Origin of the sequence: Actinacidiphila glaucinigra (genome assembly GCF_035918135.1) — a bacterium.
GTDB lineage: Bacteria > Actinomycetota > Actinomycetes > Streptomycetales > Streptomycetaceae > Actinacidiphila > Actinacidiphila glaucinigra.
This window is the reverse complement of sequence record NZ_CP109144.1, coordinates 7,800,676-7,821,860: the sequence shown is the minus strand read 5'-3', so window position 1 is coordinate 7,821,860 and position 21,185 is coordinate 7,800,676. Positions and strand designations below refer to the sequence as shown.

At 73.0% G+C, this 21,185-nt stretch carries 22 protein-coding genes and 1 pseudogene; 11 read left to right on the top strand and 12 right to left on the bottom strand.

From position 1 onward, the window contains the following. Positions 1-55 precede the first annotated feature (55 nt). Positions 56-493, top strand: coding sequence for a hypothetical protein (locus OIE69_RS35340; protein WP_326578702.1), 438 nt, complete (start codon positions 56-58; stop codon positions 491-493). Between the two features lie 45 nt (positions 494-538). Here the strand turns inward: OIE69_RS35340 and OIE69_RS35335 are convergent, their stop codons facing one another. The 3 genes from OIE69_RS35335 to OIE69_RS35325 all read right to left on the bottom strand — a co-directional run bounded on the left by OIE69_RS35335 (position 539) and on the right by OIE69_RS35325 (position 4,110). Next, complete coding sequence (locus OIE69_RS35335; protein WP_326578700.1) at positions 539-925, bottom strand: hypothetical protein; 387 nt, start codon at positions 923-925, stop codon at positions 539-541. A gap of 114 nt (positions 926-1,039) precedes the next feature. Further along, positions 1,040-3,406 (bottom strand): ABC transporter permease, encoded by a 2,367-nt coding sequence (locus OIE69_RS35330; RefSeq protein WP_326578699.1) that lies wholly within the window; start codon positions 3,404-3,406, stop codon positions 1,040-1,042. Continuing rightward, a complete protein-coding gene (locus tag OIE69_RS35325) occupies positions 3,403-4,110 on the bottom strand; it encodes an ABC transporter ATP-binding protein (RefSeq protein WP_326578698.1) in 708 nt (235 codons plus the stop codon). The genes OIE69_RS35330 and OIE69_RS35325 overlap by 4 nt, the downstream gene beginning before the upstream one ends. Positions 4,111-4,322: 212 nt before the next feature. Here OIE69_RS35325 and OIE69_RS35320 point away from each other — a divergent pair, with 212 nt between their 5' ends. Next, positions 4,323-5,636 carry a sensor histidine kinase gene (locus OIE69_RS35320; RefSeq protein ID WP_392567606.1) on the top strand — a complete coding sequence of 438 codons (1,314 nt, stop codon included), beginning with the start codon at positions 4,323-4,325 and terminating at the stop codon, positions 5,634-5,636. Beyond that, on the top strand, positions 5,633-6,334 hold the full coding sequence (locus tag OIE69_RS35315) for a response regulator transcription factor (protein ID WP_326578697.1): 702 nt from the start codon (positions 5,633-5,635) through the stop codon (positions 6,332-6,334). Before OIE69_RS35320 ends, OIE69_RS35315 begins: the two co-directional genes overlap by 4 nt. Before the next feature lie 246 nt (positions 6,335-6,580). Here the strand turns inward: OIE69_RS35315 and OIE69_RS35310 are convergent, their stop codons facing one another. From OIE69_RS35310 to OIE69_RS35295, 4 genes are all read right to left on the bottom strand, one after another. Then, positions 6,581-6,976, bottom strand: coding sequence for a cupin domain-containing protein (locus OIE69_RS35310; protein WP_326581504.1), 396 nt, complete (start codon positions 6,974-6,976; stop codon positions 6,581-6,583). A 78-nt stretch (positions 6,977-7,054) separates the two neighbouring features. Then, positions 7,055-7,321: a hypothetical protein gene (locus tag OIE69_RS35305; RefSeq protein WP_326578696.1), complete on the bottom strand. Its 267-nt coding sequence runs from the start codon at positions 7,319-7,321 to the stop codon at positions 7,055-7,057. A gap of 382 nt (positions 7,322-7,703) precedes the next feature. After that, entirely contained in the window at positions 7,704-8,816 is a 1,113-nt protein-coding gene (locus tag OIE69_RS35300) for a sensor histidine kinase (RefSeq protein ID WP_326578695.1), read from the bottom strand. 176 nt (positions 8,817-8,992) lie between these two features. Continuing rightward, complete coding sequence (locus OIE69_RS35295) at positions 8,993-9,841, bottom strand: helix-turn-helix transcriptional regulator (protein WP_326578694.1); 849 nt, start codon at positions 9,839-9,841, stop codon at positions 8,993-8,995. A 101-nt stretch (positions 9,842-9,942) separates the two neighbouring features. Between OIE69_RS35295 and OIE69_RS35290 the strand changes: the two genes are divergently transcribed. Both OIE69_RS35290 and OIE69_RS35285 read left to right on the top strand, forming a co-directional pair. Beyond that, positions 9,943-10,746, top strand: coding sequence for an SDR family NAD(P)-dependent oxidoreductase (locus tag OIE69_RS35290; RefSeq protein ID WP_326578693.1), 804 nt, complete (start codon positions 9,943-9,945; stop codon positions 10,744-10,746). A 34-nt stretch (positions 10,747-10,780) separates the two neighbouring features. Continuing rightward, a complete protein-coding gene (locus tag OIE69_RS35285) occupies positions 10,781-11,404 on the top strand; it encodes a hypothetical protein (protein ID WP_326578692.1) in 624 nt (207 codons plus the stop codon). A gap of 26 nt (positions 11,405-11,430) precedes the next feature. Here OIE69_RS35285 and OIE69_RS35280 read toward each other — a convergent pair whose 3' ends face one another. Then, positions 11,431-12,219: a DUF427 domain-containing protein gene (locus OIE69_RS35280; RefSeq protein ID WP_326578691.1), complete on the bottom strand. Its 789-nt coding sequence runs from the start codon at positions 12,217-12,219 to the stop codon at positions 11,431-11,433. A 169-nt stretch (positions 12,220-12,388) separates the two neighbouring features. Here OIE69_RS35280 and OIE69_RS35275 point away from each other — a divergent pair, with 169 nt between their 5' ends. Then, positions 12,389-12,727, top strand: a complete 339-nt coding sequence (locus tag OIE69_RS35275; protein ID WP_326578690.1) for a hypothetical protein — start codon at positions 12,389-12,391, stop codon at positions 12,725-12,727. A gap of 101 nt (positions 12,728-12,828) precedes the next feature. On the opposite strand, the gene OIE69_RS35270 is transcribed toward OIE69_RS35275, so the two are convergent. Then, positions 12,829-13,803, bottom strand: coding sequence for a glycine-rich domain-containing protein (locus OIE69_RS35270; RefSeq protein ID WP_326578689.1), 975 nt, complete (start codon positions 13,801-13,803; stop codon positions 12,829-12,831). A 263-nt stretch (positions 13,804-14,066) separates the two neighbouring features. On the opposite strand from OIE69_RS35270, the pseudogene OIE69_RS35265 reads away from it, so the two are divergent. Together OIE69_RS35265 and OIE69_RS35260 are read left to right on the top strand one after the other, a co-directional pair. After that, positions 14,067-14,668, top strand: a pseudogene (locus OIE69_RS35265) (alpha/beta fold hydrolase); the annotation flags it as partial. A gap of 141 nt (positions 14,669-14,809) precedes the next feature. Continuing rightward, on the top strand, positions 14,810-15,739 hold the full coding sequence (locus OIE69_RS35260) for a coiled-coil domain-containing protein (RefSeq protein WP_326578688.1): 930 nt from the start codon (positions 14,810-14,812) through the stop codon (positions 15,737-15,739). A 32-nt stretch (positions 15,740-15,771) separates the two neighbouring features. Here the strand turns inward: OIE69_RS35260 and OIE69_RS35255 are convergent, their stop codons facing one another. Next, entirely contained in the window at positions 15,772-16,320 is a 549-nt protein-coding gene (locus OIE69_RS35255; protein ID WP_326578687.1) for a YciI family protein, read from the bottom strand. Positions 16,321-16,381: 61 nt separating this feature from the next. Beyond that, positions 16,382-16,591 (bottom strand): hypothetical protein, encoded by a 210-nt coding sequence (locus OIE69_RS35250; protein WP_326578686.1) that lies wholly within the window; start codon positions 16,589-16,591, stop codon positions 16,382-16,384. 325 nt (positions 16,592-16,916) lie between these two features. Here OIE69_RS35250 and OIE69_RS35245 point away from each other — a divergent pair, with 325 nt between their 5' ends. The 3 genes from OIE69_RS35245 (at position 16,917) to OIE69_RS35235 (ending at position 19,920) form a co-directional block, all read left to right on the top strand. Beyond that, positions 16,917-17,600, top strand: coding sequence for a hemerythrin domain-containing protein (locus OIE69_RS35245; protein WP_326578685.1), 684 nt, complete (start codon positions 16,917-16,919; stop codon positions 17,598-17,600). A 3-nt stretch (positions 17,601-17,603) separates the two neighbouring features. Further along, positions 17,604-18,668, top strand: coding sequence for an LLM class flavin-dependent oxidoreductase (locus OIE69_RS35240; protein ID WP_326581503.1), 1,065 nt, complete (start codon positions 17,604-17,606; stop codon positions 18,666-18,668). Positions 18,669-18,915: 247 nt separating this feature from the next. Continuing rightward, on the top strand, positions 18,916-19,920 hold the full coding sequence (locus tag OIE69_RS35235; protein WP_396570124.1) for a helix-turn-helix domain-containing protein: 1,005 nt from the start codon (positions 18,916-18,918) through the stop codon (positions 19,918-19,920). On the opposite strand, the gene OIE69_RS35230 is transcribed toward OIE69_RS35235, so the two are convergent. Next, positions 19,921-20,997, bottom strand: a complete 1,077-nt coding sequence (locus OIE69_RS35230; protein WP_326578683.1) for a PP2C family protein-serine/threonine phosphatase — start codon at positions 20,995-20,997, stop codon at positions 19,921-19,923. It lies immediately after the preceding gene. Positions 20,998-21,185 lie beyond the last annotated feature (188 nt).

Here is a 21,185-nt window from a genome sequence, read left to right as displayed (position 1 = left end):
GCGCGGCAGGGGACACCACGCTCGCTCAGTGTCGGCCGGGCGGTACGGTCGCCCGATGGAGTCCGAAAGACCAAGCCAGTGCTCACTTCATGGCGCTGGAGCGAGCGCGCCCAGCCTGGTGGGGAAACGGCTCGCGAAGGTCGTCGCGTCGTGGCGTCTGTACGGCACCGACGACCCCGCCGGTCCGCTCGATGTGTGGCTGATCGACGAGAGTGACCGCACCATTCACCTCACGACCGGGTCGGATTGGTGTCTGGTCGTCGAGACCTCGGAACCGTACGCCGGGTATGACATGGGCGACTCGGGGCTCGTCATCGTGGGAGCGCTCGACGGAACGACACCGTTCGCAGAGCACATCGGGGAATGCGTTCTGGCCGCACGGGAGGACTTCGAACCGGAGACCGGGCGCGTCGCCGTCGAGCTCTCGTTCCCCTCCGGTCGGGTCCGTTGCGAGAGCCGGGCCGGGGATCTCCGCCTGACCCGGCGGTGCTGACCTCGGTAAGGAGCCCCGGCGGATTGCCGGCCGGGGCTCCTTTCGTCACGAGGCGCCGTGCGCGTCTCCCGTGCTCAAGCCCTGCCCTTCTCCCCGGGGCAAGGACCGGGCCACGCCCTCGAAGGAGGACCGGGATCTTTCGACCCACGCCTCCACGTCGACGGCCATCGAGGGGAAGCACCTCGTGATCCGGGCGGCCGATTCGACGAGTTCGTCCAATGTGTCGACCAGGACGGCCTCGGTCAGCCCCATGGCCACGGCCGCCCTGAAGGGGTCGTCCGATGCCAGCCACCGCTCGGCGACGTCGAAGATGCCCCTCCCCTCGTCCTCGAGGATCCAGGAGAGGGCCATCAGCTGCTCGGAGAGGTGACCCGGCGGGAGCCGGGGAGCCCTGTGATCGACCATGTAGGTCATCACCTGCTCGATGTCCACGTCACAACCCCCATGGGCTTCGGGGAGCGGAGTTCGCCCCGGCTGAAATCCTGTCACCCTTCGTTCGCTTCGGGACCCGGCCCGGCCGGAGGCACGGGTTCCGGGCCCGACCTCCTATTCGGTGCGCAGGGCCGTGGCGGTGCGGGTCCTCGCCGCCCAGCCGGCGGGCAGGAGCGCGCCCAGGGCGGCGATGAGCAGGCCGCCGAGTGCGAGCGGGAGCAGTTCGGCCGCGTGGTAGACGGCGATGACGGAATCCGGGAGGCGGAGTCCCACGCTGTCGCCCATCGCGGGGATGACCCGGCCGTGCAGGGCGACGCCCAGCGGCACGCCCAGCGCGCCCGCGACCAGTCCGGTCACGACGACCGAGGTGATGACCATCGCGATGGTCTGCCGGGGCGTCATGCCGAGTGCCTTGTGGACCCCGAGCTCCCGGACCCGCTCGCGGGTGTCGAGCAGCACGCCGTTGAGCACGCCGAGCGCGGCGACTGCGACGAGCATCAGCGTGAGGGTCACGGACAGTGCGTTGAGCGTGACGACCATGTCGCCGCCGTTGCCGAGCCCGCCGGTGCGGGCGGTGACGCCCAGCGGTTTCAGATCCCTGTTCAGCGCGTCGACGTAGCCGGAGACGTCTGTGCCCGGCCTGACCGCGATGTGATGGCTCGTCTCCGTCAGATCGGGATGGGCGGCCTCGAGCGTTGAGGCGTCGGTGAAGACCTGCATGCCGTCGTTGCGGGGGTCGAGGACCTCGCCGACGATCCGGACCGTGACCGGCGCGGCCAGGCCGTTCAGGGTGACGGTGTCGCCGATGCGGGTGCCGGTCGCGGCCAGGAAGGGGGTCGGGACGACGGCCTCGCCGGGCCTGCCGATCCAGCGGCCCGAGACCATCGTGTAGCCGCCCCAGGAGGCGTCACCGGTGAAGGCGATCACGTCGACGGTGCCGGTCAGGCCGGACACGGTCGCCCGTACCTTCGCGGCGCTGTAGTGCTTCCCCGTTGCGGTGTCGGCCCCGATGACCGCGGCCACCGCGGCGGGATCGGCCTTGGGCTGCCTCTCGGGACCGGACCCGCGGGCGGAGCCCGGGCCTTGGGGGCCGAAGTCCGGCGGGGGCGCGGGCACGGTGACATCGGCGGCATCATGGGCCCTGGCCTTCGTCACCTGGCCGAGCGAGGCACCCGTCCCCACGGTGAACGTGACGGCGACGGCGCCGAACAGGACCGCCGCGCCCATGGCCAGCGCGCGGGCGGGCCGCGCGAAGGGCCGGGCCAGGCCCAGGGCGATCGGCTGCGGCAACGGCAGGCGTCCGGCCAGCCGGGCCACCCACCGACCGCGCCCCGCCGGAGCGTTGCGCCCGACGGCGAGCGCGTCGACCGTACGCAGGCGCCCTGCCCGCCAGGCACCGGCCCACGCGGTCGCCGCCACCAGGCCGAGCACCCCGGCGCTCACCGCCAGGTCGACCCAGGGGGCGATGGCCAGGGACGAGGTGCCGTAGACCTCCTCGGTCTCGGCCAGTACGGGTACGGCGAGCAGGTGGCCGGCGAGGACACCGAGCGCCGTGCCGACCGCGGCCGGGATCAGCGCCTGGCCCACGTACGCCCGCACGACCTGGGACGGGGTGAAGCCGACGGCCTTGAGGATGCCGATGCGGCGCGTTCCCGTGCCGACGGCCGACGCGACGACGTTGCCGACGATGAGCACCGACATGACCAGGCCCAGGGCGCCGAACGCCATGAGGAAGGGGACGTAGAGGGCGGTGTCGCGCTCGACGGTCTGCTTGACGGTGAGCCATGACTGCCGGCCCACGGCCGCTCCCTGCGGCAGGGATCGCGTCACGGCCCCGGCCCCCGCGGTGATCCGCGCGGCGGTGCCCGCGTCGGTGAAGCGGTAGAGCATCTGGTAGCCGCCGCTGCCGGGCTCGGTGAGCGCCGGCATCTGGGACGGAACCACCCAGGCGTCTGCGGTCTGCGTGACCGAGCGGGCCACGCCCACCACCGTCAGCGTCGGCCCGCCGGGCAGATCGGGGAAGACGACTTCCATGCCCATGGTGGGGATGAGCGAGGAGTCGGCGGACAGCGCGATCTCCCCGGAGTGCGCGGGCCACCGCCCGTCGAGCAGCGTCACCTCGTCCACCTCCCGGCCGGGATCGCCCCGGCCGACCACCGTGATCGGCCACCCGGGGCCCGCGCCGTCCGACCGCGGGGTGACCGTCGCCGTACGGAACGGCCCGGCCGCACCGCTCACCCCCTCGGCGTCCTCGGACCTCGACAGCTGCTCGGCGCTCACCTTGCCCGCGTCGAACCGGAAGGACAGATGCGCCCCGTGCTGCCCGGCGAAGGCGTCGTCGAAGGGCGCGCCGGAGACCACCAGCAGCGATCCGCCGAGGACGGAGGCGGCCACCGCCATCATGGTGGCGAGTCCGATCACCAGCGTCTGCACCCGGCGTCGTCCCACCCCGGAGCGCACCACCGTGCCGAGCGCGCTCATCGGACGGCCTCCGGTGCGACGGTCTGCGAGCCGACGTCCTCGGTGATCCCGCCGTCGGCGATGCGGACCGTGCGGTTCGTGCAGGACCGGGCCAGCGCCAGGTCGTGGGTGACCACGACGATGGTCTGCCCCTCGGCGTTGAGTGCGGCGAGCAGCCTGCTGACGTCCTGTCCGGCGGCCGTGTCCAGGGCCCCGGTCGGCTCGTCGGCCAGGAGCAGTGCGGGCCGGTTCATCAACGCCCGTGCCACCGCGACGCGTTGCCGCTCGCCGCCGGACAGACGTCCCGGGTGGGCGCGGGCGTGCCGGTCGATGCCGAGGCTCTCCAGGAGTTCGGCCGCCCGGCGGTCGGCGTCGGCACGTGCCGTCCCCGCGAGCCGTGCGGGCAGGGCGACGTTGTCGGCGACGGTCAGGTCGTCGAGCAGGTTGAAGAACTGGAAGACCATGCCGATCTTCGATCGCCGGTACAGCGCCGACCCGGCCTCGCCCAACCGGTCCACGCGCACCCCGTCCACGGTGACGGTCCCCGTGTCCGGCCGGTCCAGGCCCGCGATCAGATTGAGCAGCGTGGACTTGCCGCTGCCGGAGGGGCCGAGGATCGCGACGGCCTCGCCGGGCCGCACGGTCAGCGACGCCTCGTGCAGGGCGGGCGGGCCGTCGTCGTATCGGCGGCTCACCTCGCGCAGTTCGATCACCGGCACGGTCATGGAAGGGCTCCTTCGGCGGGGGCATCGGACGCCCTGGACGCTAGGAGCGCGCCCGGCCTGCGCGCGTCGGCCGCCCGGACCCCTTGCCGTACCGCGTCGGGATGATCTGCCGGGACGTCATCCCTGCGATGTAGGCGCCCGATGTACGCCAGGCCCCGGAACCGGCCGCTGAGGCGGATTCCGGGCGGCCGGGCGACGGCGACAATGAACCGGTGACGAACGTACGCACGACGCGGGGGCGGCTGCGGGTCCTGGCCCGCGAGGCGGTCCGCGACGCCAGGTCGCCGACCGGTCCGCCGCTGCGGCCCAGCCGTCGCGCCCGGCGGTTCGACGTGCTGGTGGCGCTGGCACTCGGCGTCACCACCGTCTATTACGGCATCGACAACACGAACAACATCGTGGTGCGCGAGATCGCACCCGGCGTGGAGTACATCGTGCCGCGCCCGTCCGGCCCCGGCGGGATGGCCTTCATGGTGACCCTCGCGATCGTCGCCTCGGGCGCCCTGGCGCTGCGCCGCCGCTACCCGCTCGCCGTACTGTGCGTCGTGACGGCCGCGACCCTGGCGACACCGCACAGCGTGCTGCGGCTGACCTTCTACGCGTTCGTCATCGCCGTCTACAGCGCCGCCGTGTACAGCCCGTACCGGGTGGCGACCCTGGGGGCGCTGCCGTTGGCGGTCGTCCTGGTCGGCACCTCGGGGAACTCGGTGACGCCGATCGTCCCCAACGAGTACATCGCCCTGCTGATCCTGGTCCCGATGGCGGGAGCCGCCCTCGGGCTGCGCACCTGGAAACTCCGGACCGACGAGGGCCGGACGCGGCTGTCCGCTCTGGAGAACGAACAGGCCGAGGCACTGCGCCGGGCGGTCGAGCGCGAGCGGGCGAGGATCGCCCGCGAACTGCACGACGTCGTCACGCACAACGTCAGCGTGATGGTCATTCAGGCGGGCGCCGCCCGCAAGGTCATGAAGACCTCGCCCGAGCAGGCCGGCGAGGCCCTGCTCGCCGTGGAGGCGGGCGGTCGGGCGGCCATGACCGAACTGCGGCACGTCATGGGCCTGCTCACGATGCCCGGTGAGGGCGAGCCGGCGGGCGGGGCCGATGACCCGGCCGGCACCGATGTGGAGCTGGCACCGCAGCCCGGCCTTGACCAGCTGGCGGCGCTCGTCGGGCGAGTACGGGACGCCGGGCTGCCGGTCGTCCTGACCGTGACCGGCCCGCGCCGCGAGATCCCGTCCGGCGTCGGGCTCGCCGTCTACCGCGTGGTCCAGGAGGCCCTGACCAACACCGTGAAGCACGCGTCCGGCGCCACCGCCTCCGTGACCGTCGAGTACGGACCGGAACGGCTGCGGGTGGAAGTCACCGACACCGGTGGACGCCCGGATCCGGGCGCCGCCACCGGGAACGGCCGGGGCCTGATCGGCCTGCGCGAGCGCCTCGCCGTGTACGGCGGAACCCTGGACACCGGCCGGCGCATGACCGGCGGCTACCGTGTGGAAGCGCTCATCCCCCTGGAGGCACCGTGACCGAGCAGGCGCCGCGTGTGCTCCTGGCCGACGACCAGACCCTGGTCCGCACCGGATTCCGGATGATCCTCGGGGCCGACGGCATCGACGTCGTCGCCGAGGCGACCAACGGGGCCGAAGCGGTCGAAGCGGCCCGCCGGACGCGTCCCGACGTGGTCCTGATGGACATCCGGATGCCCGAGATGGACGGCCTGGAGGCGACCCGCCGCATCCTGACTGGCGCCCCCGCCGAACCCCGCGTCATCATCCTGACCACCTTCGACCTCGACCGGTACGTCTATGCCGCCCTGTCCGCCGGGGCCAGCGGCTTCCTCCTCAAGGACGTCACGCCCGAGCACCTGGCGTCGGCCGTCCGCACGGTCCGTACCGGCGACGCCCTCCTCGCGCCCGCGATCACCCGCCGCCTCGTGCAGCGGTTCGCCCGGCACGGCAGCGACACCGCCGCCCTCCATCGCGACCTCGCCTCGCTCACCCCGCGCGAACTGGAGGTCCTGGGCCTGCTGGCCCGGGGACTGAGCAACGCCGAACTCGCCACCCGCCTCCGGCTGGCCGAGGCGACCGTCAAGACCCACGTCGCCCGTATCCTCGCCAAACTCGGACTGCGTGACCGTGTCCAGGCCGTCATCGTCGCCTACGAGACGGGATTGGTCAGCGCCGGCGAACGCGAGCCCGCCCGGCACTCCACCGGGCAGACGTAGGCCGCCGGAGTCCGCGCCCGTCCCGGTGGTTCACCTCCCGAACCGTCGTACGAGGGCCGCCTGGTGTCGCCGGGCGTGTCGTCCTCCGCGGCGTCCGGGGGGCCGGCGTCCTGACGAGGGGTGCCCGCGGTGGAGCGGGTGTCGTACCAGGAGACGGCGAAGGTGACGGCGAGTATATGGCGATATGCGTACCATGGGAGTTCCCTGCGTGAGGGGTGCCGCCGGGGTGCGCCGATTCGGCGCCCGTCAGCCGGCTGCGGGGCGCGGCGCGCGCAGATGGGTCCGCCGGGCCAGTTCGTCCTCGTCGACCACCGTGAGCATCGGCTGCCCGGGCGCGCACAGCATGGTCACGATGAACTCGGTCCGCCCGTCCGAGAGTGCGTTGCCGTCCTGGTAGTGGATGACGTCCCCGCCCGGTTCCCAGAAACTCTCACCCGCCTTGATCACCCGTTCCGGCTCACCCTCGAGCTCGAAGAGGACCGCGCCCTCGGTCACGTACCCGAAGGCGGGCCCCGAGTGCCGGTGCGGGGGAGCCCCCGGGTCACCGGGATCCCGCCAGACCACGATGGTCATCGCCGAGGCGCCTTCCGGGACGAACGGCGGCCTGACGTCCTGGAGCGTCTTCAACTGCGTCTTCCACACCTCCGAGCGCGACCGCCCGTCGGCCCGGCCTCCTGATTCCCTGTCCGACACCGTGCCGCACCTCCTTTGATCCGCTGCTCACACGTGAGATGGGGCCGACTCGTCGGCCCCATCGGGTCTGTCACCTTCCGCCGCCACCGCCCCCACCGCCGCCACCGTGACCGCCACCACCGCCGCCATGGCCACCACCACCGCCGCCGTGACCGCCACCGCCGTAACCGCCGCCGCCATGGCCACCGCCGCCGTAGCCGCCGCCACCGTGACCGCCGTCACCATGGCCGCCATGGCCGCCGTAATCGCCGTAACCGCCGTGACCGTGGCCGCCGTGACCGTGGCCGTAGCCATAACCCCAATTTCCGTCGCCCCAGCCACCGTGGCTCACGGAGGACACGGGCGCACTCGTCGGTGCGGCGACGGTCGAAGTGGCCGCACCCCCCAGGGCGAGCGCGAGGCCGGCCATCGCGGCGAGGGGCCACCTGGGAATACGCATGACAACTCTCCCTTGCCAGGTTGGTTCCTGGGCCCGGTCGAGGCGAGAGGCCACGTGCGAGTGTGCGCCCGAGCGCCCCAGGCCTCGCTGCGGGTGATCGGACCCCGCAGATGAAGTGGCGATGTCCGAATCGGCATCTATCGCCACATTCCCGTTGAAACCATGCTCTGTCCGTGACGCCGCGGAGTCAATACACCCACCAGCGGCGGTCGGCACCCGGACGGGCCCCGCCACTCGTCACGGGCCGACGTCTCCCGGTGCAGGTGTGGTCGTCTTGACCGGAAGATCGAGCCGGAGTTGGTAGCCACCGTCGGGTACCGGACCGCAGGTGAGCGTTCCGCCGAGCAGTGCCGCGCGCTGACGCAGGCCCGTCAGGCCGTAATGGGCGCTCGGCAGGGGGATGGTCGGCCGGGTCGGGGGGCCGTTGGTGACCGTGACATGGACGGTCTCGTCGCTCTGCCAGAGCCGGATCGTCGTGGCGGCACCCGGGGCGTGCTTGCGTACGTTGGTCAGCCCTTCCTGGACGGTGCGGTACAGGGCGCGCTGAACCGAAGGGGCCAGATCGCGGGGCAGATCGGCGGTCAGCCGGGCGTCGATGCCACTGCCGTCGACGAGGCGCTCCAGATCCGCCAGGGAGGGCTGCGGGGTGAGATCGGTGGGGCGGTCACCGGCGGCGCGCAGGACACTGACCATGTACCTCAGCTCGTCCAGGGTCTGCACGCTCAGCCTGCGGATCGTACTGGCGGCGTCCTTGGCGTGCGCGTCACGCGTACCGACCTGAAGGGCTCCGGCCCGTACCGCGATCAGACTGACCTGGTGGGAGACCACGTCGTGCATCTCCCGCGCGAGCTGGGACCGCTCGGCGGCCAGGATCGTCTGGGCGATCAGCAGCCGTTCGTGCTCACGGGCCTCGGAGATCTCCACGATGCGTTGCGAGAGGTCCCGGCGGGCCTGCACGAGTTGCCCGAGGAAGACCGCAGCCGCCGCGGTCGCCGCCGTGTAGCTCAACGTGACCAGGTCCGCCGCGGAGACGTTGATGTCCGGGGCGAGATCGCAGAGCGTGAAGGCCACCACGCCGGCGGCCAGGATGACGCGCCTCCGCGACACCGACGCGAGGGTGTACAGCGCCGCCAGCGAGGCGAAGATCGCGTCGGAGAAGAACACGGCCGGCAAGGTCACCAGGAACGTCAGCAGCGGCCGGCCGTGCCGCAGCAGGAGCGCGAAGGCCCCGCCCAGCGCGCACGCCAGTTGCAGGGGTTCGTCGGCATGGACGTGGACCCAGACGTCGAAGAGCGCGACGAGGACCAATGCGCCGTCGAGCACCGCGGATGGCGGACGGCGGAGATTCACCTGGCCTCCTGGTCCGTTGACGGCGGCGTGCCGCGCCCGCGTTCTCCCCGGATCACGGGGTCGGAAGCGCAGGAGGGGCTGCCCACCGGCAACCGGGGTTTCCACTCACCCAAACAGGATCATTCATGATCGTAACAAGGGAAAGCGGAACCGCCGAGGGCCGTGGGAAGGCCCGGTCAGAGATGGGGCGCGGTGTCCCAGCTGGCCAGGATCAGCAGGACGCGGGCGGTCGTGGAGTCGGGGTCGCAGGTGTAGACGACAAGGCGCTGGTCAGGCTCATTGGGCGCACAGACGATCTCGATGTCGAAGGTCAGCGGGCCCGCGGTGGGGTGCTGGATGCGCTTGGCGACCGACGCGTAGTCGCGGACGGCGTGGTCGTCCCACCAGCGGGCGACATCGGCGTCGGCGGTGCGAAGCTCGTCCACGAGCACCGTGAGCCGGGTGTCCTGCGGACGGCGGGCGGTCTCCCGGCGCATCGTGGCGACCGTGGCCGACGCGAAGTCCTGCCAGTTCACGATCCGCTCGCGCGCGACCGGGTCCTGGAACATGAAGCGGACGAACGACGTCCCCGGCTCCAGCGGACGGCCCAGCACCGCCATCAGCAGCCCGTTGCGGGCCAGCACCTCGCCGCGATGACCGAGCAGCAGCACCGGGACGTGGTCCAGCGTGCGCATCACCCGCAGCAGCCCGGGATCCGGACGCTGGACGGCGGCCGCGTGCGGGGTCGCGGCGCGGCGCCGCGCGGTGGGTGCGGCGAGGTCGCGGAGGTGGGCGCGTTCGACCTCGTCCAGGCGCAGCGCCCGGGCCAGCGCGTCGAGGACCTCGTCGGAGATGTTGGCCTGGCGCCCCTGTTCGAGCCGGCTGTAGTAGTCCGGGCTCAGGCCGGCGAGCACGGCCAGCTCCTCGCGTCGCAGCCCCGGCACCCGCCGGGCCCCGGGGAAGGCTTCGATGCCGGCCTGGGAGGGGGTGAGGCGGTCCCGGCGGGAGCGGAGGAACGCCCCGAGCGCGGCGCGGTCGCGTGGCATGGCTCCAGGGTAGGCGGGACGCCGGCGCGCCGGGTGGTCCTGCCATGCCCAGGTACGTCCTGACCTGGCCCGACGTCGACGGTCCGGCTTAGACAGGACCCATGACTACTTCGCTTCACACCATGGACAGCGCACCCTCCACCCCCGGCTCCCGGCTGGCCGGCCGCACCGCCGTGATCACCGGCTCGACCAGCGGGATCGGCGAGGCGATAGCCCGCACACTGGCCGGCGAGGGCGCACACGTCGTCGTCAGCGGCCGGCAGGGGCCCCGCGGGCGGCGACTCGTCGACGACATCCGGCAGGCCGGCGGCCGGGCCGACTTCGTCCCGGCGGACCTGGCGGGCGGCTACGAGCAGCTGCGGGCCTTCGCCGCACAGGCCACCGACGCACTCGGCGGGCGCGTCGACATCCTGGTCAACAACGCGGGCATCTACCCCGCGACGCGCACCGAGGACCTGCCGGACGCGGAGCTGGACGCCATGCTCGCGGTCAACGTCCGCGCTCCCCACGTCCTGGTCGCCGCGATGGCACCGGCCATGGCCGAGCGCGGCAGCGGCGCCATCGTCACCATCGGCTCCTGGATGGCCCGCGTCGGCAGCCCCTACGCGGCGATGTACACCGCGACCAAGGCGGCGGACGAACAGCTCACCCGCAGTTGGGCCGCGGAGTACGGGCCGCGCGGCGTGCGCGTGAACGCCGTCGCCCCCGGGGCGACCCTCACCCCGGGCAACGAGGCGGCCCGGGCGGTGCTCGACGCGATGACCGCCGCCACCCCGGCAGGCGTGGTCGTCCGTCCCGAGGACATCGCCAAGGGTGTCCTGTACCTCGTCAGCGACGACGCGGCCATGGTCCACGGCATCACGCTCTCCGTGGACGGCGGGATCTCCACCACCCGCCCGTCCTGATCCCCCGGCCGGTCATGCCGGCCCGCGGGGCCTGATGGAACAGCGACCCACGGGTGCCGAGGAGCGCGACCGCAAGGTGTACCGGCCGCTGCGGCGGGCCGGCCTCGAGGTGATACCGGATGCCGTGCCGGACGGGACGATGCCGTTCGTCCTCGGATACGGTGCCGAGGACATGGCCGGCGGCTTCTCGCACCCGTACGGGACCCCGCAGCTCGTCAAGCGGCTCAAGGAGGACTGGTACGACTTCGCGGTCTCAAAGGGTCTTTTCGACCACCGCCGCGAGTTCCTCGTCCAGCTTCCGCAGGGCACCCGGACACACCGGGCCGCCCTGCGGAACCTGCACGGCGACGAGCGCACCGCACCGTCGCTCCGGACCCGGGTCCGGCTCCTGGAGCGCTGGGACATCATGGGCCGGGGCGCCGTATCGGCGTTCCTCGGCATCCACTCGGGTCACCCGGGCTTCGCCATGATGGCACTCGACAGCAGTGTGTACGTCTGCGCCACTACGGGTGAAGTCGGCGCCAATGTGTTCACGGTGCGCCACCCGGCCCGCTCGGAGAACGTCCTGCGGCACCTGGAATGGATGGCGCGCCGCGACGACACGTATCTCGACCGCGAGCTCAGGGAGCGGATCGCCGCCTGGCTCGCGAGCCGCTGACGGCTGTAAGGGGACGGCCCCGGCCGCTACTTGGCCACCCCGAGGGCGGAGTCGGCGGGCTTCGGGAGCAGATGGCCGTCGACGTACAGGTCGACGTGCTCGTTGTAGAAGGCGACCAGGCCCGCGATGCGGTTGGCGTGGATGGTCGGGAAGTCGTACCCCCAGGCGATGTCCTCGTGGGACGCGGTGTCGCCGTCGAACGACCAGTAGCCGCTCGTCGTCCCCTTGTACGGGCATCGCGTCACCGTGTCCGAGTGCCGCAGTCGCGCCCAGTCGACGTACATGCGCTCGATGTAGTAGCGGGTCGGAAGGCCGGTCTCGAACAGCTTCACGCAGTTGGGCGCCTCCGCGAGCACGACCCCCTCCAGTTCCACCCGGACGCCGCTCGACGAACGCAGTGCGTCCACCCGCGAGTAGGGGCTCCTGGGGTGCACGAAGATCGGCTCGTCCTCCTCGAACCAGAAGTCCACCGCCTCCCACTCGAAGCGCACGGTCCCGTGCAGGGGCTTCGGGCTGTCCTCGTCCCACACCCACGCCGCACCCTCGCGGACCTCCGAGCCGATCCGCAGGGCGTACCGGCGCGCGGAGCCCGCACCGTGGTGCTCGGTGTGGTGCTCGTCGACGAGCACACCGTCGACCAGGTCCTCGACCGGAATGCTGAACTGCGGGTAGGCCTGCCACTCCCACACGTACAGCGCACGGCGGGTGTCGAAGACGACGCGCCCTCCGATCAGCCCCCTGACCCTGCGCGGCACCGGCTCGACATGCCCTACCGGGGCGATCAGGCTCGGGTGCAGAACACTCTCGTTTGCCATGGTGAATGACCCCTCGGTCCGCTCGTTCCTCGTGTGTCCGGCCGTCCGCCACATGCCCGTCCGGACACGGTGAATCCCGGGCGGCGAACGGCCACGGACATCTCTCGAGGAATGACCGACGTCACGGTGGAACCGTGACAGGCCGCACCGGACGCGCCACGATGTCCCGGTGAACCCGCCGCACGACGACCCGCCGCTGTTCGCCGAGGTCTTCCCGGACTGGCCGACCCTCTCGGTCGCCCACGACGACGGCCGGCGCCCGCGGTCCCCTACGTCGACGAGTACTGCTGACCTGGGGTTATCGGCTACGCTCCAGCAAGATCGTGCAGCTCGGGGTGAGGTGTGGGTCAGCGAGCACACCACGCCATACGTCACCGATTCGAACGGCGAGAACCCGACTCCGACGATCGCCGCGGTGAGTTCGCACCTCTTCGTGTTCGAGCGCGCGGGTGACGGCTGGCGCCTCGCCGAGGATCTGACCGCGTGGGAATTCCAGGACGGCGGCTGAGGAGCGGCACGGCACGGCATGTCACGAAGTGAGCGCCGCAGGAACAGACCCGGCGCGCCGGAGGGCGCGCCGGGCCTGCCGTGTGCTCGTTCCTCACGTCGCTACCACCAGATGACGGCGTATCCCTCGACACCGTCCTGCGCCGGCAGCACGGCCAAGGCGCCGTTGCCACCCGTGCCCGCCCCCTGCGGCTCGGGCTCGACGATGCCGTTCACCGGAGGCCGGCCTCCCAGGCCCGCCACGCCGACGCTCAGGGGCGGCTGACCTGCGGCGCCCGTACGGGTCGTACCGCTGTTCCCGTGACAGTCGCCCGTTCCACCGGCACTGGGAGTCGGAGTGAGTGAGCCGACATCTCCGCCGGTGCCGCCGGTGGCCTCCGCGAGCGTGCCGCCGGGGCCGGACAGGGTGGTGGCGGTCCCGCCGGCGCCGTCCGCATTCGAGGAACCGGGCCCGCCTTGGCCGACGGTCACGGTGTACGCCGTCCCGGGCGTCACCGGCACTGCGCACCAGGCGAAGCCGCCGGCACCGCCGCCTCCGCCGAGGATGCCGGGAGGAAGAATGCTGATCCCGCCACCGCCACCGCCGCCGCCCCACACCTGGACGAAGACCCTGGTGACATCGGCGGGCGGAGTGAACGTCCCGCTGTCCGTGAAGTCCTCCAGGTCGTGCGGCGCGGCCCCGGGCCCCGCCGGACCCGCCGGACCCGCCGGACCCGCCGGCCCGGTGTCGCCGGGATCGCCCTGCGGCCCGGCCGGACCTGCCGGACCTGCCGGCCCGGCGGGGCCCTGCGAACCGGGAGTTCCGGGCGGACCGGCCGGCCCCTGCGGGCCGGGAGGCCCGGGCGGGCCCGGAATGCCGGGGCGACCGGGATAGCCGGGGTAGCCGTGGTGGCCGGGATAGCCGTGGTAGCCGGGCCGGCTCGGGCAGTACCCGGGAAAGTAGGGGAAGAGGAAGCACGGGTCGGCGAGGCTGGTCCGGGCGCCGGGTTTCACGGCGTCGGCCTGGCCGGCGTCGGCGCTTTCCGCGTGGGCGGCACCTGTCACAGCGCTGGACGCCAGGGCCACGCTCGCGGCCATCGTCCACATCCGCAGAGCAACTCGGCGCCGCTGTACGGGCGCCTCAGGCACGGCTATTCGGGACAACACGTCACCTCCAGGAAGGGGCTCGCGGGCGCGCGGCAGACACCGCCACCGGGAGAGGGAGCCGTCAGGGACAGCAGCGAACCCAACAGCAAGAATCGCCCTGCGTAATGAGGCGTGCACATTCAGTAGCCAAAGCGGGTGACGGGCCCGCCGTCGACAGCACCGGCAGCAGCCGGTACCGCACCATCCCCCACCCCCGCAGCACCGTCGACGACCCGGGCGCCGAACAGCACGTGGCCGACCACGCCGACGACGCGTTCCGCCTCACCGACCTGCTCTCGCCCCACGAGCCCGCCGGCGTCCTCGGCACCGGCTCCGGCGCGATCACCGCCCTCCACCTGCTCACCACCCACCCCGGACGCGTCGCACGCCTCGTGGCGCACGAACCGCCGGTCGTGGAGCTCCTCCCGAACAGGGCCTTATGCCGGCGATGGCCGCGTTCACCGAAGGCATGAAGAAGAACGACGACGGCAGCGGGCCGAGCCCCGAGATCAAGCTCCCCCAGCGCGCGGTGGCGCGGGTCGAGCGGACCAAGGCCGACCTGCCCCTGTTCGTCGGACACATCGTCCCCGCCTTCATGGCGTACGTCCCCGACACCGACGGTCTCAAGGCGCTGTCGGACCGGCTCGTGCTCGCCGCCGGCCGGGACTCCCGCGGGGAACTCCCCCAGCGCGCCGTCGCCGCCCTGGCCGAGCGCCTCGGGACCGGGCTCCGCCACTTCCCCGGCGGCCGCATCGGCCTGACCACCCACCCCGCGGAATTCGCCGAGCACCTCCGCGACGCCCTCGGCACCCGGTAGGCCCGCACCTCCCGACCCGATCGGGTGCGGTGGGGCTGCGGGGCGGCCGGGGCGGTTGTCGGATGGGCGGCAGCAGCCCCCCGCCCCGGGCAACGGCCGGGCGGTTCGTACGGGGGCCGACGGCCGGGCAGGTGGTACACCGTGGCAGGCGAGGACGCTCCCACCGAACTCGGCACGGTCGCCGACGAGCTGTACGGGCTGCCGCCCGCGCTTTTCACCGCCGCCCGCAACACGCACGCCCAAGCCGCCAGGAAGGCCGGCGACCGGCCCCTCGCCGACCGCATCACGGCCCTGCGCAAACCCACCGCCTCGGCCTGGGCCGCCAACCTGCTCGCCCGCGAACGCCACGACGACATCGACCCGTTCCTCCAGCTCGGCGAAGCACTGCGCCAAGCCCACCGGGCACTCGACGGAGAGCAGCTGCGGCAACTCAACCGCCGGCAGCGGGAACTCGTGCAGACCCTGTCCCGGCAGGCGGGGCGACTCGCCGCCGATGCCGGCCACCCGCTCTCCGACCAGGCCGTACAGGAGGTCGAGCAGACCCTGCACGCCGCGCTCGCCGACCCCGACGCCGGGGCGGCCTTCGCGGAGGGCCGCCTCACCAAGCCGCTGTCGGCGACCGTCGACATCACCGGGCGGGCCACCACCGGCCGCGTGGGCGACCTGCCCCGCCGCCCGCCGAGGAAGAAGCCGGCGGAGGCCGCCGAGGACGAGGAGCGGGCCCGCCGCGAGGCGCAGCGGCATCTCCGGCGCGAGGAGGCCGGACGGGCCGGACAGCAGGCCCGCCGGGCCGAGCAGGAAGCCCGGGCCCGTGAAAGCGACGCCGAGGCCACCCAGGAGGACCTCGACGCCGCGGACCGCCACCGCGACGAGGCCCAGCGCCGCCTCGCCGCGCTCCTCGAACAGGTCACGGACGCCGAAGAGGCCCTCCGCGCCGCCCGGGACGACCAGGCCCGGGCACGGCGCCGACACCGCGAAGCCGTCAGGGCCGCCCGCGACGCCCGCCGTCAGGCACGCCAGGCCGCGTCGCACGCGGAGCAGTTGACCCGGGAACTCGAGGACGGGACCTGACCCGCCGGCGGCGGCGCGATCCGCGGCTCACCTCAGGACCGGCCGCCGAACTGCCAGTCGTGGACCTCGATCGCGGCGTACGCACCGGCCGTCAGAACCGCCCGTGCGGTGTCCGCGTCCGCGGCCCGGACGAGCGCGGCCGTGCCCAGCCACGTGCCGCCGTCGTCGGACAGCAGGGGCCCGTACGCGATCAGGTCGTCCCGCCCGGGCGGCAGGGCGAGGTCGGCGCCCCGGCCCGCACCGAGGCCGAGCACCAGGTACCGGTTGCCGCCGGTACGGCCGCCGGGGAAGTCCCACATGGTGCGCCCCAGCAGGTTGCGCCACCGGCGCAGCAGCACGTCCCGGTACACGCCTGCCTGGTAGCCGGGCTCGTCGAAGACGAACGCGCGGGCCGCCGCGGGGTCCGGAAGGTCGACGATGTGCACGCTGCCGGTGGGCTCTCCGTCCACGGCGGTGAGGGTCGGGCCGCGGGCGATCATCTCCTTCTCGTACCGGTCCATGTAGGACCAGTGGTCTTCGAGCAGCTCTTGACGGAGCGTCAGCGAATCGGCCCGATCGCGGTGGTGGCAGAGGAACTCCATGCGCACACCCTCCCCCACGGCACACGGCCCCCGCCCGGATTTTCCGCTGTGGACGTGACCCTCAGCCGATACCGCCGCGTTGGGGCGCCGCGGACAGGGCGGCGTCCAGGAGGACCTCGGCGGTCGCCCTGGCCGCGGCCGCCGCTTCGGGGTCGGCGTCCATGCGCACCGAGACGGCGCACCCGTCGTAGAGGAGGTGCAGGCGGCGCCCCAGGGTCTGCGGATCCGGGACGCCGGCCTGGCGGGCGAGGTCGGTGAACAGGGTGCGCACCGCACCGCGGCCGGGGCGGGGACGGGAAGCGGCGGACGGGCGGCAGCGTCAGACGACCCATACGGGGGCCGCGACCCAGGGCCATTTGACGCATGCGGCGGCCGGGGAGCCGCTGGCACACTGGCCCGGACAGCGGGAAGGACCTCTGATCTGCACTTTCCCCTGCCTTGATCACCCTGCGCGCTCGGTGGCACCGGCGGCCGCCGGTGCCACGACGTCGGTTCCGCGAACGCCGTGACGTCGTGGGGGGAGCGCGCAGGGCCCCGCCCGACACGGGCCGCCTGGCATCCCCCGGGATGCAGGGCGGCCGTACAAGGAAGAGACAATGGCTCCACTCGTCGATGAACCCATGGCCGATACGCGCGACATGTACATGGCCCACGCCGCGCTGCGCCGGGAGTTCAGACTGCTTCCCGACCTCATCCGGTCCGTCGCGCCGGGCGACACACGGCGCGCCGACGTCGTCGGTTCCCACGCGGCGCTGGTGTGCCGGGTCCTGCACACGCACCACGAGGGCGAGGACAAGCTGCTCTGGCCGAAGCTGGTCGAGCGGGCCGGCGTGGACGCCGAGGCCATCGTGCCGACGATGGAGCGGCAGCACCACGCCATCGACGAACTGCACAACGAGGTGACCGGACGGCTTGTGGCCTGGCGCTCGACCGGAGAGGACGGCGAGGCGCTCGCCGAGGCGTTCGAGCGGCTGCTGACCGTGCTCATGCAGCACATGTCGCTGGAGGAGAAGGAGATCCTGCCGCTGGCCGCGAAGTACGTCACCGCGGCGGAGTGGCACCAGCTGGGCGAGCACGGCATGGAGAACACGCCGAAGAAGGATCTGCCGCTCGTCTTCGGAATGGCGATGTACGAGGGTGACCCGGAGGTCATCAAGGCGGTCCTGGCGGCCGCCCCGCTGCCGGTCCGGATGATCGTCCCCGTCCTGGGACGCCGCCGGTACGCCGCGCACGCCCGGCAGGTCCACGGAACGGTCAGGCCGCCGCGCATCGGCTCCTGAGACATCCGGCGAACGCGTCAGGTCGAGGCACCATCCCGTCCTCGCCCACGGGGAAGGACTTTCCTGGCAGGCGAGCAGCAGGCACCGTCGGCGGCAGGACCGCTGCCTCCGCTGTCCGTCCTCGACCTGGCGCCGGCCGAAGAGGGCGCGAGCATCCGCGACGCCCTGGCCGCGACGGTCGCGACCGCCCGGCGGGCCGCCGAGCCCGGCGTCCGCCGCGTGCGGGTGGCCGAGCACCACGGATACCGTTCCGTCGGCAGCGTCGCCCCTCCGGTCCTGCCGGCCCGTCTCGCGGCGTCGACGCCGCGGATCAGGGCCGGCTCGGGCGGGGTCCTGCCGACGAACCACGCCCCTCGCGCCGTGGCCGAGCACTTCACCACGCTCGCGGCGCTCCACCCGGGCCGCGTCGACCTGGGCATCGGCCGCGGTCCGGGCACGGACGACCTGGACACCGTCCGCGCGCTGCGCCGCGGAGGCGGGCGGGCCACCGACGACGAGTACCGCGCCGGGCTGGTCGAGCGACTCGCCCTGCTGGGCGAACCGACGGCCGGCGCGTGCCGCCGGGAGCCGACGCGCTTCCCGAACCGTGGCTGCCGGCGTCGAGCGTCGCGGGCGCCGAACTGGCCGCAGGGCTGGGGTTGCCGCTCGCCTTCGCCCATCACATCCGACCGGGCGACACGCTGGAGGCGCTGGGCCGTTACCGGGAGCGGTTCCGGACCTCACGGTGGTACGGGGGCCCCGCGTGCTGGTGAGCGTGGAGACGGTCTGCGCGGAGACCGCCGCCGGGGTCGACCGTCTCGGCCGCCCCGCGATGCTCGCCATGGCGGCGGCGCCGAGGCGCCGCTGCTGTCACCGGAGAAGGCCGCGGCCGAGTCGATCAGCGCCGGTCTCGAGGAACGGCTCCTGCGCATACGGGCCACACGGGCCTACGGGATCCCGGACGAGGTGCGCCGACGGCTGTCGGCCGTCGCGTCGCAGACAGCGGCGGACGAACTCATGCTGTCGACCCCCGTCCACGACCCGAACGACCGGACGCGCTCGCTTTCCCTGGCCGCCGGCCGGGCCTGACGCCCGGATATCCGCTTTCTATGCATTCCTGCAAAGGTGAATAACATCCCAATCCTCGGAATTCCTGTTTGCGGGCGTTCCCCGCAATGTCTGCGGATGTCCCGTATTCCCGGCCGGGCAGGCCACGACGACCGCGGCCGGAACCTACGGTGGCCGCGATGGGGTTCCCCGTGCGGACCGCGCCTGAAGCGGAAGCGCCGCCGGACCCCGGGGAACCGGGCAACTTCGCACAGTTCGCGAGGACATCGTGATCGAAGCATTCTGCACAGACATGCAACCGCCCGCCGAGCGGGCCGAGTACTGGCGGGACGCCGTCCGCAGGGCGTTCACCCGGCTGGAGATCCACGCCCAGGGGACGGCGGAGCTCCACGGGGCGATACGCCGGACATACATGGCCGGCGTCCAGGCCGGATTCCTCGAGGCGAGCCCGCAGCGGATGGCGCGTACCGCACCGCTCATCGCCGCCGACCGCGACGGCTCGCTCATCGTGAGCCTGCAGCGCACGGGTGACAGCGTCACGGTCCAGGACGGCCGGGAAACGCTGGTGACCGCCGGTGAGCTCGTCATCCTCGACAGCCGAAGGCCCTACGTCCTGGACTTCACCGACCCGGTGCGCCAGCACCTGGCCACGGTCCCCCGCCAGATGCTCGACCTGCCGGACTCGCTCCTGAGCCTGGCCACCGGGCGGACCTACTCACCCGGCCACGGGATCGGCGGGATCCTCGCGTCATACGTCGACGGGCTCGTGGCGACGACGGAGCACTGCGTCTGCGCACAGGACTCGCAAAGGTTCCTGCGCCAGGGCATCGTCGACGTGCTGACCGCGCTGGTCGCCCTGGAGGGGGCCACCGGGGAGCAGTCGGCGGTGGAGCAGGCCCTGCTGCAGCGCGTCCGCGGGTACATCCGCGCCCACCTGGACGATCCCGCGCTCTCCCCGGCGTCGGTCGCGGCCGTGCACCACATCTCCGTGCGCTACCTGTACCAGCTCTTCCAGGACGAGCCGATGACCGTCGGCCGCTGGATCCAGCGCCTCAGGCTGGAAGCCTGCCGCAGGGACCTCGTACGGCCGGAGCTCGTGGGGCAGACGGTGGCGGCGATCGCGCACCGCTGGGGCTTCGCCAGCCACGCCCACTTCAGCCGCACCTTCCGCGCGGTCTACGGCCTCTCCCCCGCGCAGTGGCGGCAGGCCGGCGTCCTGCAGGCTGCACCCCTGCAGGCAACCGGCTCTCTTCTCAAGACACCTGACAGCTGATCAGTCCTGCCGCAGTTGCCCCGTGTCCTCGCGACGGGCCCCACCGGCGGGCCGGGGCAGCGCGGCGGCGGCCGTCTCCTCCATCCGGGTCAGCGCGACCATCGCGAGATCGTCCTCCGGAAGCGTACCGGCGTGGTCGACGAGGTCCCGGAGGATCTCCCCGAGCGCGTCCGGCAGGCATTCGTAGTCGGCCGGGCCGCCCTGCCGCACCCATCGCCACGCCATCGCGCGGTCCAGCAGCGGGTAGCAGTGCCCGGCGGCGTCACGGGCCTCGACGAGCCCGTCGGTGTAGAGCAACAGCGTGTCGCCCGGGTCCAGTTCGAAGCGTTCCTCGACGGCGCCGCACTCCCGCAGGGCGCGCAGTCCCAGCGGGGGCGAGGGACAGCCCGCCACCAGGTCGACGCTCCCCCGCCGGGCCCGTACCGGCGGCGGATGGCCGTGGTTGACCATGTGGGCGAGCCGTTCGCCGTCCCGCACCTCCAACAGCAGCGCGGTCACAAAGCGTTCGTCGGTGTCGCGGGCCGGGTCATCGCTCTCGGCCAGGTGGCGCAGGAAGCTCTCCTCCAGGCGCGCCGACAGCTCCGGCAGGGTCGCGGCGCGCGGCGCCCATTCGCGGAACGCCCCGAGCACGGCCGCGACGTCCTCGAATGTGGGCAGTCCCTTGCCGCACACGTCGCCGATGATGAGGCGGGTCGTCCCGCCCTTCCGCGCGACGGCGTAGAGGTCCCCGCCCACCTGTCCCCGTCCCCCGCAGGCCCGGTAGACGGAGGCGAGCCCCAGCGCGCCGATGCGCTCGGGGAGCGGCCGCAGCAGGGTCCTCCGTACGGTGTCCGCCACGACACGCGCCCGCGCCGCCCCGTGGCGGTACCGGTCCTTCGTACGGCCCATCACCACCGCCACCACCCCCGCGGCGGCCAGCGACGCGAGCCCGCACGCGAGGCTCGGATGAACGTACAACGGCAGGATCACGCAGACCGCGCACAGGGCGAGGACCCACGCCGCACCACCCGCGACGGCCAGGCGCCGCAACGGCCGCCCGCCGTCCGGTTCCTCCTCGAACTGTTCGATGTCCGGCATCGGCTCACTTCCTCGAGGTCCGTGCGCGGGGCCGGGATCGACGGATCCACGAGCGGCCCCGGACCCGCGCAGTGATGCCCCATTCGTGGTGGGACACCTCGACCGTAAAAGGCCTTCGCGCCGGGAACCTTGCCCCGTTGTGCACGGCCTCTTGCCCGCCCGTGCAGTGGCCGCGGGGCGGACCTCGC